The sequence below is a fragment of the Aminivibrio sp. genome, assembly GCF_016756745.1.
Classification (GTDB): domain Bacteria; phylum Synergistota; class Synergistia; order Synergistales; family Aminobacteriaceae; genus Aminivibrio.
In genome coordinates this window covers 45,558-59,245 of record NZ_JAESIH010000058.1, presented here as the reverse complement: position 1 = coordinate 59,245, position 13,688 = coordinate 45,558, and the positions used below count along the sequence as shown (strand labels likewise).

The 13,688-nt window shown below is 61.9% G+C and carries 17 protein-coding genes; 4 read left to right on the top strand and 13 right to left on the bottom strand.

Annotated features, from left to right (window positions below; genetic code table 11):
- Nucleotides 1-767: hypothetical protein (locus tag JMJ95_RS09635; protein ID WP_290684860.1), on the bottom strand; the 767-nt coding region annotated here is incomplete at its 3' end.
- A gap of 139 nt (nucleotides 768-906) precedes the next feature.
- On the opposite strand from JMJ95_RS09635, the gene JMJ95_RS09630 reads away from it, so the two are divergent.
- Nucleotides 907-1,635 (top strand): anaerobic ribonucleoside-triphosphate reductase activating protein, encoded by a 729-nt coding sequence (locus JMJ95_RS09630; RefSeq protein ID WP_290684858.1) that lies wholly within the window; start codon nucleotides 907-909, stop codon nucleotides 1,633-1,635.
- Here the strand turns inward: JMJ95_RS09630 and JMJ95_RS09625 are convergent.
- Complete coding sequence (locus tag JMJ95_RS09625) at nucleotides 1,625-2,224, bottom strand: uracil-DNA glycosylase (protein WP_290684856.1); 600 nt, start codon at nucleotides 2,222-2,224, stop codon at nucleotides 1,625-1,627. The two genes, JMJ95_RS09630 and JMJ95_RS09625, sit on opposite strands and share 11 nt — an antisense overlap.
- 92 nt (nucleotides 2,225-2,316) lie before the next feature.
- Between JMJ95_RS09625 and JMJ95_RS09620 the strand changes: the two genes are divergently transcribed.
- On the top strand, nucleotides 2,317-3,087 hold the full coding sequence (locus JMJ95_RS09620) for a hypothetical protein (protein ID WP_290684854.1): 771 nt from the start codon (nucleotides 2,317-2,319) through the stop codon (nucleotides 3,085-3,087).
- Nucleotides 3,088-3,127: 40 nt separating this feature from the next.
- On the opposite strand, the gene JMJ95_RS09615 is transcribed toward JMJ95_RS09620, so the two are convergent.
- Nucleotides 3,128-4,000 carry an MBL fold metallo-hydrolase gene (locus JMJ95_RS09615; protein ID WP_290684852.1) on the bottom strand — a complete coding sequence of 291 codons (873 nt, stop codon included), beginning with the start codon at nucleotides 3,998-4,000 and terminating at the stop codon, nucleotides 3,128-3,130.
- Nucleotides 4,001-4,087: 87 nt separating this feature from the next.
- Here JMJ95_RS09615 and JMJ95_RS09610 point away from each other — a divergent pair, with 87 nt between their 5' ends.
- Nucleotides 4,088-5,068: a lipoate--protein ligase gene (locus JMJ95_RS09610; protein WP_290684850.1), complete on the top strand. Its 981-nt coding sequence runs from the start codon at nucleotides 4,088-4,090 to the stop codon at nucleotides 5,066-5,068.
- Between the two features lie 244 nt (nucleotides 5,069-5,312).
- Here the strand turns inward: JMJ95_RS09610 and JMJ95_RS09605 are convergent, their stop codons facing one another.
- The 10 genes from JMJ95_RS09605 to JMJ95_RS09560 all read right to left on the bottom strand — a co-directional run bounded on the left by JMJ95_RS09605 (nucleotide 5,313) and on the right by JMJ95_RS09560 (nucleotide 12,283).
- Entirely contained in the window at nucleotides 5,313-5,798 is a 486-nt protein-coding gene (locus tag JMJ95_RS09605) for a hypothetical protein (RefSeq protein WP_290684849.1), read from the bottom strand.
- Nucleotides 5,795-6,187 carry a hypothetical protein gene (locus JMJ95_RS09600; RefSeq protein WP_290684848.1) on the bottom strand — a complete coding sequence of 131 codons (393 nt, stop codon included), beginning with the start codon at nucleotides 6,185-6,187 and terminating at the stop codon, nucleotides 5,795-5,797. Before JMJ95_RS09600 ends, JMJ95_RS09605 begins: the two co-directional genes overlap by 4 nt.
- A gap of 154 nt (nucleotides 6,188-6,341) precedes the next feature.
- Nucleotides 6,342-6,929, bottom strand: a complete 588-nt coding sequence (gene pyrE, locus JMJ95_RS09595; RefSeq protein ID WP_290684847.1) for an orotate phosphoribosyltransferase — start codon at nucleotides 6,927-6,929, stop codon at nucleotides 6,342-6,344.
- Nucleotides 6,914-7,630, bottom strand: a complete 717-nt coding sequence (pyrF, locus tag JMJ95_RS09590; RefSeq protein ID WP_290684846.1) for an orotidine-5'-phosphate decarboxylase — start codon at nucleotides 7,628-7,630, stop codon at nucleotides 6,914-6,916. Before pyrF ends, pyrE begins: the two co-directional genes overlap by 16 nt.
- A 15-nt stretch (nucleotides 7,631-7,645) precedes the next feature.
- Nucleotides 7,646-8,572, bottom strand: coding sequence for a dihydroorotate dehydrogenase (locus JMJ95_RS09585; protein WP_290684844.1), 927 nt, complete (start codon nucleotides 8,570-8,572; stop codon nucleotides 7,646-7,648).
- Nucleotides 8,553-9,356, bottom strand: coding sequence for a dihydroorotate dehydrogenase electron transfer subunit (locus JMJ95_RS09580; RefSeq protein ID WP_290684843.1), 804 nt, complete (start codon nucleotides 9,354-9,356; stop codon nucleotides 8,553-8,555). The genes JMJ95_RS09585 and JMJ95_RS09580 overlap by 20 nt, the downstream gene beginning before the upstream one ends.
- On the bottom strand, nucleotides 9,353-10,657 hold the full coding sequence (locus JMJ95_RS09575; protein ID WP_290684842.1) for a dihydroorotase: 1,305 nt from the start codon (nucleotides 10,655-10,657) through the stop codon (nucleotides 9,353-9,355). Before JMJ95_RS09575 ends, JMJ95_RS09580 begins: the two co-directional genes overlap by 4 nt.
- On the bottom strand, nucleotides 10,658-11,584 hold the full coding sequence (locus JMJ95_RS09570) for an aspartate carbamoyltransferase catalytic subunit (RefSeq protein ID WP_290684841.1): 927 nt from the start codon (nucleotides 11,582-11,584) through the stop codon (nucleotides 10,658-10,660).
- On the bottom strand, nucleotides 11,568-12,158 hold the full coding sequence (pyrR, locus tag JMJ95_RS09565) for a bifunctional pyr operon transcriptional regulator/uracil phosphoribosyltransferase PyrR (protein WP_290684840.1): 591 nt from the start codon (nucleotides 12,156-12,158) through the stop codon (nucleotides 11,568-11,570). The genes JMJ95_RS09570 and pyrR overlap by 17 nt, the downstream gene beginning before the upstream one ends.
- Complete coding sequence (locus tag JMJ95_RS09560; protein WP_290684839.1) at nucleotides 12,155-12,283, bottom strand: hypothetical protein; 129 nt, start codon at nucleotides 12,281-12,283, stop codon at nucleotides 12,155-12,157. The genes pyrR and JMJ95_RS09560 overlap by 4 nt, the downstream gene beginning before the upstream one ends.
- A gap of 394 nt (nucleotides 12,284-12,677) precedes the next feature.
- On the opposite strand from JMJ95_RS09560, the gene JMJ95_RS09555 reads away from it, so the two are divergent.
- Nucleotides 12,678-13,658 carry a TRAP transporter substrate-binding protein gene (locus JMJ95_RS09555; RefSeq protein ID WP_290684837.1) on the top strand — a complete coding sequence of 327 codons (981 nt, stop codon included), beginning with the start codon at nucleotides 12,678-12,680 and terminating at the stop codon, nucleotides 13,656-13,658.
- Nucleotides 13,659-13,688: the final 30 nt, after the last annotated feature.

Here is a 13,688-nt window from a genome sequence, read left to right as displayed (position 1 = left end):
TCCACCGATCCTGCTCCCAGGGGAAGGCCGTCTCCGGAAAGGAGGGACGGCGCCCGGGAGTTGACGTGAAACACCCAGCCCCTCTTTTCTCCCGCTCCGGCACCCTCCGGTTCGTACACGAACCCCACCAGCCATTTCCCGTTTCCGAGAGGGCGGGCCATCCATCCGTGATCCTTCCTGACCCCCGTCCTGTCGAGCTCCCTGGAAATCTCCTCCAGCACGGTGCCGCCGCCGGACGGGGCTTTCGCCTCCTTCACCCAGCGGGTGACCCTGTCCTTTTCGGAAACGGCCGGCGTGCTTCTCTCGAACCGGTCGTCGATAAGGGCGGCGAAATGCTCCCCCATGGACCGGGTAACTCTCCTGGCAACACCGCTCCCCGGGGGAACCTCGAAAAACCACCCCTTGAAATTGCCCTTCCCGTCGAGATAGATGTAGGACACAAGGAAACCACCGTCCCTGTTCCTGTCCACGAGCCACCCCACAGTTTCGGCGGCGTTGGCGGCATCCTCGTAGGTAGCGATGAATTCCTCGTTGCTCATGAGAGGAGAGAGATCCCTCGAGCTTTTGGCGATTTCCAGCGCCCTGGACGGGGTTAGGCCGGAATAGGGCTGGAAGAGAAGATACAAGGCCACCGCACAGGCAAACAGAAGGGCAAGAGTCCCGGGAACGCCTTTTCCCAGGCTTCTCGGGCCTTCCTTTTTCCCTTCCGCCGGGCCCCGCCCGGCAGTGCCTGCTCTGCCCGAAAAATGGCCGAGTGGGTGCCCCATCGCCGTTTCTCCCCCCCAGTAATTTCCCCTGCCCTCCCTGCGGATGGGGCAGTCGCGGCCGGAGTACCGGCCTGTAACATTATATTATAATACCTTTTCTTTCCTGCGGAGATTTCTCTCTTCCCGAGGGGGTGATATCATGGAGGCGAAAAGGAGGGAAATCACCATGGAATCAGTCTCCATAGGAGGGTATATCCCGACGGGCTTTCTTGACTATCCCGGGGCGACGGCAGCGGTGGTCTTTATGAAAGGCTGCCCTTTCCGGTGCCCCTTCTGCCACAACCCCGAAATGGTCCTGCCGGAAGCCGGAGGGGAATCCTTCGACCCCGACGAAATTCTCGGAGACCTGGAGAGAAGGAAGAATTTTCTCGACGGCGTCTGCGTCACCGGCGGGGAGCCGACGATCCAGGAGGGACTCATTCCCTTCCTCGGGAAGATACGTTCCCTCGGCCTGAGGGTCAAGATCGACACGAACGGCGTCCGGCCTGACGTGCTGGAGGAAGTGCTGGCCCGGGGCCTGGCCGATTACGCCGCCATGGACATAAAGGCCCCCCGGGAAAAATATGGGCCGGCCTCGGGATGGAACGGTGATTTTTCCCTGGTGAAAAAAAGCATCTCCCTTCTCCTCGGGTCGAACATCCCCTTCGAATTTCGGACCACCCTGGTGCCGGGCATCCATGGACTGGAGGACGCCCCGGGAATCGGGGACCTGGTCCGGGGAGCCCCCCTGTACGTGCTGCAGCGTTTCCGCCCCGGGAGCACCCTCGATCCCGCCTTCGCGGAGACGCAGCCCCTGGGGGCCTGGTTCGCGGAAGCCTTCAGGGAGAGGGTCCTCCCCTTCGCGAACGAGGTCAGACTCAGGGGATAGATTCCCCGAGAAAGCGGAGAATATCCCGGATATCCTGCACCGTTTTGTGGCCCGGCGTTCCCTCCGCAAAGCTCCGGTTTCTCAGGAGATAACTTGGATGAAAGAGAGGTCGCACCGTCAGGGGAATCCCCTCCCACAAGCAGGCGTGGAACCTGCCCCGGAGGGTGGTGATTCCCTCTCTGGTTGAGAGGAACGCCCGCGTCGGAACATTGCCCACGGAAAGGAGAATCCTGGGGCGGAGCCGGGCCACTTGGGCCGCCAGGAAGGGCCTGCAGGCCGCCAGCTCTTCCTTCGCCGGAAGACGGTTTTTGGGAGGACGGCATTTCACCATGTTGGTGACGAAAATTTTCTCCCGGGACAGCCCCTCGCCCTCCAGGATGGAGGTAAGGAGTTTTCCCGACCGGCCGGAGAAGGGTCGTCCCGTTTCGTCCTCCGTGGCGCCCGGAGCTTCGCCCACGAGCATCACCTCCGCCGTTTCCGGGCCTTCGCCGAAAACGACCCTGGAACGCCGTTCCGAGAGGGGGCATTCCGTGCAGACGGAGGTTCTCCGCCGCAGTTCTTCGAAGGATTCATGAAACATCAGCGTCATTCCTTTCTCTCTCTGCCGGGAGAGTTCGGTCCGCCTCACCGCGAACCTTGCGGGAGAATCGTATCCGGCCGCGCACAAGGAGAGGATCACCCATGGCATCCGACAGACGTTTTGCCGTCTTCGACCTCGAGACCAACGGTTTTCGGGCCGCATCCGCCGTTTCCGCCTCATCCATCGTCTTCACGGAGGACGGTCGGATTTTGGATTTTTTCAACAGGTTCTATTACCCCGAGGAGCGCCCCGATCCGCGGACTGAATCGGTTCATGGGCTTACACCGGGCAGGATCGGCCATTTCCGCAGGGAGGAGGACTACGGCCTCCACTTCCTGGAGGACTGGGCGAGCCTCGCCGCCTTCTGGGACGGCTGGAACCCCGAGGGGATCGTGGTCCACAACCTGTCCTTCGACATTTCGTTTCTCCCCCCGGAAGCGGTCCGGGGCAGGAAATGGTGGTGCTCCATGCGGGGGCTCGCCGAATTCTGCCGGATTCCGGGAAGCCCGGAGCGGGGAGGCCGCTGGAAGTGGCCGAAGCTCGGGGAGGCTTCCGCCCGGGTCAGGGGAGAGCTGCTCCCCACGGGTGCCACGAAGGCGGCAGAGGAGCTGCTTGGCTCTCCCCTGGCACACTTCGGACTCAGCGACTGTTTCGAGCTCTACGGCATCTTCAGCAGGGTGTGGAACACCCTGCCCGAACGGGTTCTTTTCCGAACCGCGTCCGCCCCCTTTTTCCCTCCCCGGAGGCAGCCCTACCCACTGCCGTCGCCCCTGGGCGACCGGTTCACTTCGGAGCGGATGGCGTACGCCGCAAGGCTCGCCGCCGCCGCCGGGTGCAGGGAGCGGGAGAAAAAACTCCTGGAACTCGCCTGACCGAAAAACCCTGACTGTCTGAACGGCAGGTCTTCCGGCCCTAGGCTCCTTCGACGACGAACTTCTTTCCCACGCACAGGGGCGAGAAGGCCGTCCCGAAGGCCTGGAAGAGCTTAACCTGCATGGGGAATCCCGTGCAGTGCCCAGCGGCGATCCACTTCGGACCGATCTCCCGGATGCCCTCCAGGGTCTTCTCCATCTTCCCTTCGGAACCGTTGACAAGGTGAAGCCCTCCGACGACGCCTTCCACGGGCTCGTCGGGAAACAGTTCCCGGACCCTTTTGAGGATGTTCACGATCCCCGAGTGGCTGCAGCCCGCCACCACCACCACGCCCTTTCCCTTCACCCGGGCGGTGATGCCCATGTCGTCCGGAAGGGAATCGGGGGCCACCCTGCCGTCTTCGAGGGTGAGAAAGGCCTTTCCGGGACCTTCAAAGCCGGTCACCCGGGGGATCTGCCCCGTAGTTGCAAGCCCTTCGGCCAGGGGGAAGGGGTCGGATGAGAGAAACAGCCTGCCCCCGGCCTTCTCGATTGCTTCCCGCCCGTCCCCGGTCTGGATGCCCTTAGAGGAGAGGACGGGATCCGCCCTGAAATGGGGGCGGAAAAGGGCCGGATGGGCCACCACCGGGAAATCGGCCTTTCCCGTTGTGGCGACGAACTTCGCAACCCCTCCGGTATGATCGTAATGGCAGTGGGAGAGGACGAGGAAATCAATGGATTCGGGACGAATCCCGAGACCCTTCATGTTGTGGGAGAGCACCTCGGAGCTCTGCCCCACGTCCAGAAGACCCCGGACGACTGTGCCGTTCTTCTTTCCGGTCAGAAGGAAGGACAGGCCGTGTTCGGCGATGAAAGGGCCATGCATGGGCACTGAATCCTCCACCAGCGTGAGGATTTCCAGGGAATCGAGCATTTCGGCACCACCTCCGTTGCAGGATATTCTGTATAATGAAGCCTGCCGGTCTTTCTGGCAAGAGGTTTTTTGAGAGGAGAGAATCTCATGTACTACATCGAGGGGCAGAGCCACGACCCCGCATTCAATCTGGCCATGGAGGAGCACCTCTACCGGACCGTGGACGGGGGACACCCCGGCTACTTCCTGCTCTGGCAGAACGAACCCTCCATCATCGTGGGCCGCTTCCAGAACACCGCCCAGGAGGTGAACCGGGCCTTCGTGGAGGAACGGGGAATCCGCGTGGTCCGGAGGATCTCCGGCGGAGGGGCTGTCTACCACGACCTGGGAAACCTGAATTACACCTTCATCGTACCAAACGACGAGGGTGCCCCTTTCGATTTCGCCCGGCACGCCATGCCGGTGGTCAGGGCGCTGGAAAAGCTCGGCGTGAAGGCCGAGTTCAACAGCAGAAACGACCTGGCCATCGACGGGCGGAAATTCTCGGGGAGCGCCCAACACATGGACAAATGGCGGCTCCTCCACCATGGAACCCTCCTCTTCGACTCGGATCTTTCCGTTCTCGGCCAGGCCCTCGCCGTGGACGAGGAGAAGTTCACCTCCAAGGGGTTCAAGTCCGTGAGGAGCAGGGTGACCAACATCCTCCCCCATCTCCCCGCAAAGCTTTCCATGGCTGAATTCATCGCCGCCCTTCGGGACTCCCTCTCGGGAACGGAGCAGCGCTCCCTCACCCCTGGCGAGGTCGGGGCCATCGAAAAGCTCAGGGCTACGAAGTACGCCACCTGGGAGTGGAACTGGGGCGAGTCCCCGGAGTACACCGAGAGGAAGGTCCGCCGGTTTCCCTGGGGGAAGGTGGAGGCCCTGCTGAACGTGAAGAACGGAGTCATAGTCGAAGCACGGTTCTTCGGCGACTTTTTCGGGGTGGAAAACCGGGACGAGCTGGAAGCTGTTCTGGCAGGCTGTCCGTTCCGGAAGGAGGGCCTCGAGGAAAGGCTTTCCTCCGTTCAGCTCGACCGGTTCTTCCGGGGAGCGGACCCTGAAGAGTTCCTGCCCTTTCTGCTCGGGTAAGGACACGGGGGCGGCCCCTGGAGGCCGCCCCCGTGTTTTACACCTTTTTCGGCAGGGACAGGGCCTGCCCGCGGACCGCCATGGCCCCTTCGAGCAGGGCCTCCCCCACGGTCGGGTGGGCATGGACGGTGGTGAGGATACCCTCACAAGAACATAAATGTCAAGATCAAAAAATGAACACAAAGTCCCTTTCAGGAAGTTTGCGGAAAGGGACTTTGTTCTTCTCCGATGTGAGGGGAAGACCTCAGTCTTCCCCTTCTTCTTTCTTCCGGCCGGCCGCCAGATCCTGTATCATGCCGTTGAGTTTCAGTCCCGCTTCGAGGTGCTTCTTCTGGATGACCCTCAGTTCCGTCATGTCGCTCCTGTAGTCCTCTTTTCCGTAGGCCGCCCCCCTGCTCCGCTCACCGAGCCTGTCGCAAATGAGACGGAGCTTCTCCACCGCGGACGTCATGAGGGAGACGTACCCTCTGAGAGCCCCGAGAAACCTGATTTCCTCAGGAGAGGAGTCGGGAACGTCGTGCCGTATGGCCGATTTGACCCCGACGAGCTCGTCCAGCAGCCCCTGGAGGATCTCCCCGTTTTTTTCGTAATCCACGGGCTTATAGATGCCGGGAATCCTGAGAATCTTCCTGAGGGACGGCCTGAACAGGTCGTCCTGAACTGCCATGTAGGCTTTCACCAGTCCGTTCACCCTGTGGGCGAGCCGGACAGTTTCTTCGTTCGTCGTCACGGAGATGCGCTCCCTTCCCTTTGTTGCGGAGGTTCGGGCCGGTAATCGGTGATGATTTCGGAGAGCAGTTTTTCAAGGGTTTCAGCTGCCGCATCCAGGGATTCCGGGGGTGCGGATTCCTCGAGAAGTTTTCGGACCCGCTCCGCCCCGTCTTCCAGCTCCCGGACGACCGTCTCCACGTCCTTCCCGGCATCCCCGGAGAGGGAGTCCAGCTGGGAACGGGCCACGGAAGCGAGCTCCCCGGCTATGGCCGCTGCCCGCAATGCCCGTTCAGCCCCGGGGTTCCCGCCGGTCTGCCGGTCTTCGTCTTTTCCGCCCCCAAGGGCCAGGATGAGGATCACGAAGACCGCCGCCGCAGCGAGAAAGAAAACTGTCGCTCTTTTTTTCATCCGACCCGCTCCTTTCAGGTGCCCATTGTATCACCGAGGGAAGAAGGGGGAAAATCCAAAGCCCCCGCCCTAAATCTGGAGGCGGAGAGCGTCACCGGTTCCTGGGGATTCAGAGAAAGGGAACTTGATCCTCCGTGCCGGGAAAAGAGACGCTTCAGCTTTTTTTCGGCCTGCTGCCGGGCTTCACCAGGGGAATTCCCTTTGCGCAGAGGGGGCACTCCTCAGCCTTCCAGAGGGGGAAGTTTACCTTCCACAAGGACTCGGGCGCCGAGGGCAGGGAGGATTTTCCCCCGCTCCGGTCGATGATCGCTCCCGTTCCGACCCATTCCGCCCCGCCGGCGGCGAGCACGGCCCCCACTTCCCCGCTGGAGATGCCTGTGGTCACCACGTCCTCGATGACCACCACCCTTTTGCCCTCCGGGAAGGGAAACCTTCGGAGGGCCATGGCGCCGTCCTGCCGTTCGCAGAAGATGAAGGGAACGTCCATGGCCCTGGCCGTTTCATGGCCGATGATGAGTCCGCCGAGGGCCGGGGAGGCGATAATGTCCGGGGAATATTTCGCCACTTTTTTCGCCAGGGCTTCCCCGGCGAAAGCGGCATACCGGGGAAAGCGGAGCAAAAGGGCGCACTGCATGTAGTCGCTGCTGTGGTTTCCCGAGGTGAGCAGGAAATGCCCCTCCAGGTGAGCCCCGCTCTCCTTCATCATTTCTTTCAGCCGTTCAAGCATCACCTGTTCCTCCATGCCAGTCCCTCCTCCACGGCGGCGGCGATATTCTTCACCGCGGCGATCCTGTCGGGGGCGTTCACTATGGGACGGCCCACCACGATGTAGTCCGCTCCCCCGCTGATTGTCTTCTGCGGGGTTGCCGTGCGGGCCTGGTCGTCGTCCACGGACGCCGGTCGGACGCCGGGCACCACCGTAAAGAGTCCTTTCCCGGCGGCGGTGACCACGGGAAGGTCCAGGGGCGAGCAGACGATGCCGTCCATACCCGTCTCCCCGCAGAGGGAAGCCATCCTCTCAAGGGCCAGGGAAAGGGAACACCCCGGCGCCACCTCTTTCCAGGAGTCGTCGTCGAAGCTGGTGAGCACCGTCACCCCAAGCAGGTTCGTCCCGGAACCCGCCTTTTCCTTCGCCCTACGGGCCTCCTCGAGCATCTTCCGTCCTCCGCCGCAGTGGAGGGAGAGAGCCCACATCCCCTCCGACGCGAGGGCGTCCACCGCCATGAACACGGTGTTGGGGATGTCGTGGACCTTGATGTCCAGGAAAACGGAATATTCCATGGCCATGATCTCCTTCAGGAAGGGTATTCCTCCCCGGGCGTAGAGCTGGTGGCCTATTTTCACGTATTTCAGTTCTCCCCTGAGGGCGGAGAGCAGTTCCCTGCCTTCCTCCACCCGTTCCACGTCCAGGGCGAGAATGAGATGGTTCAGTCCGCTACCCATGGTCTTCCTCCCTTTCTATTTCCGTCCGAGGGCCACGAGGCCTGCAAGGTTCGAAACCCCCGCTTCAGTCAGATAGTCCGCAAGGCCATCCGCGATCTTCCGGGGAAGGTCGAAATCGGCGAAGAGGGCGCTGCCGACCTCCACCGCGGAGGCCCCTGCAAGGATCATGGCCGCCGCGTCCTCCCACCGGGCCACGCCGCCGCACCCCACCACCGGAATTGACACGGCCCCGCAGACCTGCCACACTGTTCTCAGCGCCAGTGGAAAGACCGCCGGCCCCGAAAGGCCCGCCGCAACCCGCTGGAAAACCGGACGTTTCCTTTTCAGGTCCATGGCCATGCCGAGCCAGGTGTTGCCGCACACCAGGGCGTCCGCCCCCTCCGACTCGGCGGCCTTCGCCACGGCGGGAAGGTCGGGAGCCTGGGGGGTGAGCTTGACCCAAAGGGACCCCTTCCACGCGCTCCTGGCAATGGCCACCGCCCGCGCGGCGCTTTCCGGGGAAATGCCCCAGGCCATGCCGTCGCCGTCCACGTTGGGGCAGGAGATGTTCAGCTCCACCGCCTCTGTGCCTCCGGGAGCGTCCCGGAGAACGGCAAGGTTCTCCTGCACATCCCGTGCCGATTCCATGACAAGGTTCACCAGGAAGGGGCGGCCGGAGTTCCGCACAACGGGAAGAGCGTTCTTGAGGAAGCCGCGGACGCCTGAATTCTGCAGCCCGATGCTGTTGAGCATGCCGCAGGAAGTCTCCCAGACCCGCACTCCCCTGTTCCCCTCTCGGGGATGGAGGCTCACGGCCTTCGTGCAGAGGGCGCCCACTCCCTCCAGCCGCTCCGGGGACCAGAGAGCCGGGTCGTAGGGCCACACCCCCGAGGCGATCACCACCGGGGTTTCAAGGTTGAGCCCGCCCACGGCGATTGAAAGATCAGCACGAAGAGAGCTCATTCCACTTCACCTCCTCCGCGGTGAAGACGGGACCGTCCACGCACACTCTCCGGTTCCCCGAGACTGTGGGGATGACGCACCCCAGGCACCCGCCCACGCCGCAGGCCATCCTCGATTCCAGGGCTGCCATTATCCGGTGTCCGTCCCGGGGGTACTTTTCCGCTACGGCCCTGAGCATACCCTGGGGGCCGCAGGCCCAGAGTTCCGTTTCTGCGGGCAGGAAATCGGGAAGGCCCGAAAGTACCGTTCCCTTTGTCTCCGCAGTTCCGTCGTCGGAATAGAGATCCACGCCCGGGAAGGCCTCTTTCAGCCACTCGGCGAAACCCTCCCAGCCTTTTCCGGCCACCCCCATGACGGTCTTTTCAACCCGGGACAAGCCCAGCCTGCGGGCCGCGAACAGCAGGGGAGCCGCACCCACTGACCCGCCCGCGAGGATCACCTTCCGGGGAAGAGGCTTCTCTCCCCTGGCGGAAAAGAAGCCTCTTCCTATGGGGCCCCGCACCGTGACGGGGTCCCCCTGCCGTTTTGATGCCAGGAGGGCGGTTCCCCTCCCGACAACCCTGTATATCATTTTAAACACATCGCCTGCCGCGTCCGCCACCGCGAGGGGCCGCCCCAGAAAGGGGTCGTACCCCGTTCCGGGCCGTACCATTACGAACTGGCCCGGCTCGGCGCACGATGCTATCTCTTCGCACCGTACCGCAAACAGCCCGGAACCATCACCAAGGGAGCGATGCCCGAGGACCGCCGCCGCATAATCCTGCGGGGAACCGCCGCAGCTCATTCCGAATCCTTCAGCCTGTTCATGACGACACGGCCTTCCACCAGCGCCATGACGGGCCATCCCTGCAGCATCTCGCCGTCCCAGGGGCAGACGCGTGCCTTGCTCTTCCACCGGTTCACGTCCACCCTTTTAATCGCTTCGAGGTCGAGCACCGTAACGTCCGCAGGGGATCCTTCCTTCAGCGACCCCAGGGAACGCCACGGACGGGAGAGCAGGGCCGCGGGCCCGGAGGTGAAGAGCTCAAGGAGGCGCTCCAGGGGGACAGGCCTGCCTGTCTTGGCCCAGGTGTCCAGGACCACCGCGACGGCGCACTCCAGAGACGCTATGCCGCTCAGGGCCTCCTGGAAGGGGACGTCCTTGTCGTCCATGTGATAGGGGGCGTGGTCGGTGACTATGGCGTCCGCCGTGCCGTCGGCGACGGCGTCCCACAGAGCTTTCACGTCCTTTCGCGTCCTGAGGGGCGGATTCACCTTGTAGGCAGAAGAAAACCGGCTGACAAGGATGTATGTCTCGTCGAGAGAGAGGTGATGGGGAGTCACGTCACAGGTAACGGCAAGCCCTTCTTTCTTTGCCTGCCGTATGGCGTTCATGCCGAGCTCCGTGCTGACGTGGGTAAAATGGATCGGGCTGTCGGTCTCCCGGCTCAGGATTATTCCCCGCTGGATGTCGATGACCTCGGCTGAGGCGGGGCATCCTTTCATACCGCTTGCGGCGGAGACCGCTCCTTCGTTCACTTGGGATTTCGCGCTCAGGGACGGTTCCTCGGGATGCTCCATTATTCTCACATCCAGATCCCTCGAATAGAGAAGGGCTGTCTTCAGCAGTTTCGCGTCCGACACGGGGGCGCCGTCATCCGTGAAAAAGACCGCCCCGGACTCGGCCATCAGGGCAAGTTCCGCGAGATGCTTTCCCTGGCGTCCCTTGCTGACGCACCCCGCGGGAAGCACTCTCGAAGCCCCGGCCCTCTTTCCCCGGGCTACCAGGTATTCCACGGTCACGGGATCGTCCACCGCAGGATCGGTATTGGGCATGGTCACCACCGTGGTGAATCCGCCCTCCGCAGCCGCCCAAGCGCCGCTTTCCGTATTCTCGCGCCACTCGTAGCCGGGATCCCGGAAATGAACGTGAAGATCAATGAATCCGGGGCATGCCGTCTTCCCTCCGAGGTCGAACACCTCGGCTCCCTCAGCGGAGAGGTCCGTGCCCCTGCGGGCGACCACGCCGTCCTTCAGGAGAAGATCTTCGCATGTTTTCCCGAGGTTTTCGCCGTCGAAAATTTTGGCATTCCTCAGCAGTATCATCTAACGCACACCTCCAAGGCAAAGGTAGAGCAGGGCCATCCGGACGGCCACACCGCTCCGGACCTGATCGAGGATGAGGCTCCGGGGACCGTCCGCCACGGACGAGGCGATCTCCATTCCGCGGTTCATGGGTCCGGGATGCATCACCACGGCCCGGGGCGCGGCGAGGGACACGAGGCTTTCGGTCGCCCCCCAGCGGCGATGGTATTCGTCGATGGACGGAATGAGGCCGTCTTCCTGCCGTTCCCGCTGCATCCGCAGGAAGTAGAGTATGTCCGCCCCTTCGGCAGCCTCGCGGGCGTCGGAAACGTACCCGACGCCGAGGGACGCCGTGTTTTCCGGCATAAGGGTCGCCGGGCCGCTGAGGGTCACATGGACGCCCATCTTCCTGAATGCCTGCATATCCGAGCGGGCCACCCTGCTGTGGAGCACGTCCCCGATTATGGCCATCTTCGCTCCTTCGAGGTTTCCCAGTTTCTGCCTCGCGGTATAAAGATCGAGCAGTGCCTGGGTCGGATGGCCGTTCGTTCCGTCCCCCGCGTTGAAGATGGAAGCTTTTGTGAGCTTCTTCGCGAGATAGTCGGGAACCCCCACTTCCTCATGGCGTACCACCACCGCGTCCGCGGCCATCGCCTCCAGGGTCCGCACGGTGTCCCGCAGGGTCTCGCCCTTGCTCGCGCTCGACCCCGAGGATGACCAGTTTATGACGTCGGCGGAGAGCACCTTTCCCGCTATTTCGAAAGAGGCTCTCGTTCTGGTTGAATTCTCGAAGAAACAGTTCATAACGATCTTCCCGCGAAGGGCGGGAACCTTTTTTATCGGCCTGTTCAGCAGTTCCTCCATGTACTCCGTCTGGTCGAGAAAAAAGGCGAGTTCGTCCCTCGTCCACCCTTCAAGGGTGATGAGATTCTTATGCCTCCACTCCACTTTCCGTCCCTCCCGTACGTTCGCAGATAACAACCCTGTCCTCGCCGTCAAGTTCCTTCACCCGGACCTCCACGTTCTCCGCCCTGGACGTGGGTACCGTCTTCCCCACGTAATCGGCAGCGATGGGCAGCTCCCTGTGTCCCCTGTCCACCAGCACCGCCAGTTGAACCCGCTCGGGCCGTCCGAGGTCCGTGATTGCGTCCAGGGCCGCCCGCACCGTCCGGCCCGTGAAAAGAACGTCGTCCACGAGGACCACCTTTTTCCCCGTAATATCGCCGGGAACGGAGGTGCTGTGCACCACCGGCTGGTCGGCGAGGACGGAGATGTCGTCCCGGTAGAGAGTGATGTCCAGTTCCCCGGTGGGAACCTTCACCTTCTCCGTTTCCTTCATCATCTCCCGGAGCCTGGCCGCGAGATGGACGCCTCTTCTCTGGATGCCCAGCAGGATCACCCGCTCCAGTCCCTTGTTGCGCTCCACGATCTCCACGGCGATCCGCCGCAGCACCCTCTCCATATCCTCCTTCCCCAGGACCGAGGCCTTTTCCGTCCATCCGCGATCTGCCTGTACCGTCATTTCCCCATCCCCTTCCATATGGTAAAAAAAGAGCCCTTCTCCCGGCGGAAGAAAGGCATGAGAACTATTTCGAAACACCCGAAGAGGGTCGGCACGAAATACCGAACGTCCTGTCCGTTCTTCATGGTATCCACCTCCTTTTCCTGAACCGGCAGGAACATACCACAAAACCCAACATAATGCAAGCGGTTGCAGAAAACGCATTGCGACAAAAATATACCCACAGGCACGGCCCCCCCGCAGGAGCGAAAGCGGAAACAGGCGACGATATTCATATTTTTAACATACTGTTCGCTTTATATGTGAATATATTAATGATATAGCATCGAATCTTTTTTCGGAGTATTATCATTTTCATACTGTCAGGCTATCTGAAGAGCAGTTTACGATCGGGGTGCCCGCTCATGCAGGATCCCTGCGGAAAGGGGATGACAGCCGCATCAAAAAAAGCACGTCCTGTTCCTTCAGCTTTGTACAGTATTCCATCGAAAAGAACAGCATACAAGGAGGAATGAACCCATGAAGAAGCTTCTGTGTCTTGTCGCCGTCTGTCTGGTCCTGTTCTCCGCGGGAACCGCTCTTGCCGCCGATAAGGTCGTCGTCCGGGTGGCCCACACCCTCGCCCCCGACTCCCACTACAACAAGGGTCTCGAACACCTCGGCAAGCTCCTGAACGAGGCCACGAACGGACAGATCGAACTCCAGATTTTCCACTCATCCCAGCTCGGCTCGGAGCGGGACGCCATTGAAGGCGTCTCCATGGGCACCCTGGAGATGACCCTGGTCTCCTCCGCCCCCCTTGCCAACTTCACGAACGCCTTCCTCGTCTTCGACCTTCCCTTCATCATCCAGGACCGCCAGAAAGCCTACGCCTGGATGGACGGCCCGGAGGGAAAGAAAATCCTCGACTCCGTCCTCTCCAAGGGCATGGTCGGCCTGGGAATCTGGGAAAACGGCTTCAGGATGCTCACCAACTCCAAGAGGCCCGTGGTCGTTCCCGACGACCTCAAGGGGCTCAAGATCCGCCTGATGGAGAACCCCATCCACGTGGGGACCTTCAAGACTCTCGGCGCCTACCCCGTTCCCATGCCCTTCGGCGAGCTCTTCACCGCCCTGCAGCAGAGCACCGTGGACGGCCAGGAAAATCCCCTGATCATCATTTCCACCTCCAAGTTCGCCGAGGTGCAGAAATACCTCTCCCTGACGGGCCATTTCTATGCACCGGCCATCCTGCTGATCAACAAGGACTTTTGGGAGAAAACCCTCACGGAGGAACAGCGGAAGATTTTCACCGAGGCCGAGCTGAAGGCCCGCCACTGGGAGCGGGAGTTCTGCATCGAGATCGAGAAGCAGCTCGTGGGCGACCTCAAGGCTCAGGGCATGGAAGTCACCGAGCCCGACAAGGCGAAGTTCTTCGAGGCAGTGCAGCCCGTCTACAAGGAATTCGAGGAAAAAGTGGGCAAGGAAATCATCCAGAAGCTCATCGACGCCCAAAAGTAACGGTTCCTGCGGCACTGCACGGGGCGTTCC

Bases quoted from the DNA above. Each gene is read 5' to 3' on its own strand.
- JMJ95_RS09620 (WP_290684854.1), top strand. From the start codon at position 2,317: ATGGCATCCGACAGACGTTTTGCCGTCTTCGACCTCGAGACCAACGGT.
- JMJ95_RS09575 (WP_290684842.1), bottom strand. From the start codon at position 10,657: ATGATACTGCTGAGGAATGCCAAAATTTTCGACGGCGAAAACCTCGGG.
- JMJ95_RS09585 (WP_290684844.1), bottom strand. From the start codon at position 8,572: ATGAGCTCTCTTCGTGCTGATCTTTCAATCGCCGTGGGCGGGCTCAAC.
- pyrF (WP_290684846.1), bottom strand. From the start codon at position 7,630: ATGGGTAGCGGACTGAACCATCTCATTCTCGCCCTGGACGTGGAACGG.
- JMJ95_RS09615 (WP_290684852.1), bottom strand. From the start codon at position 4,000: ATGCTCGATTCCCTGGAAATCCTCACGCTGGTGGAGGATTCAGTGCCC.
- JMJ95_RS09555 (WP_290684837.1), top strand. From the start codon at position 12,678: ATGAAGAAGCTTCTGTGTCTTGTCGCCGTCTGTCTGGTCCTGTTCTCC.
- JMJ95_RS09600 (WP_290684848.1), bottom strand. From the start codon at position 6,187: ATGAAAAAAAGAGCGACAGTTTTCTTTCTCGCTGCGGCGGCGGTCTTC.
- JMJ95_RS09630 (WP_290684858.1), top strand. From the start codon at position 907: ATGGAGGCGAAAAGGAGGGAAATCACCATGGAATCAGTCTCCATAGGA.
- JMJ95_RS09580 (WP_290684843.1), bottom strand. From the start codon at position 9,356: ATGAGCTGCGGCGGTTCCCCGCAGGATTATGCGGCGGCGGTCCTCGGG.
- JMJ95_RS09625 (WP_290684856.1), bottom strand. From the start codon at position 2,224: ATGACGCTGATGTTTCATGAATCCTTCGAAGAACTGCGGCGGAGAACC.
- pyrE (WP_290684847.1), bottom strand. From the start codon at position 6,929: ATGGAGGAACAGGTGATGCTTGAACGGCTGAAAGAAATGATGAAGGAG.
- JMJ95_RS09610 (WP_290684850.1), top strand. From the start codon at position 4,088: ATGTACTACATCGAGGGGCAGAGCCACGACCCCGCATTCAATCTGGCC.
- pyrR (WP_290684840.1), bottom strand. From the start codon at position 12,158: ATGACGGTACAGGCAGATCGCGGATGGACGGAAAAGGCCTCGGTCCTG.
- JMJ95_RS09560 (WP_290684839.1), bottom strand. From the start codon at position 12,283: ATGAAGAACGGACAGGACGTTCGGTATTTCGTGCCGACCCTCTTCGGG.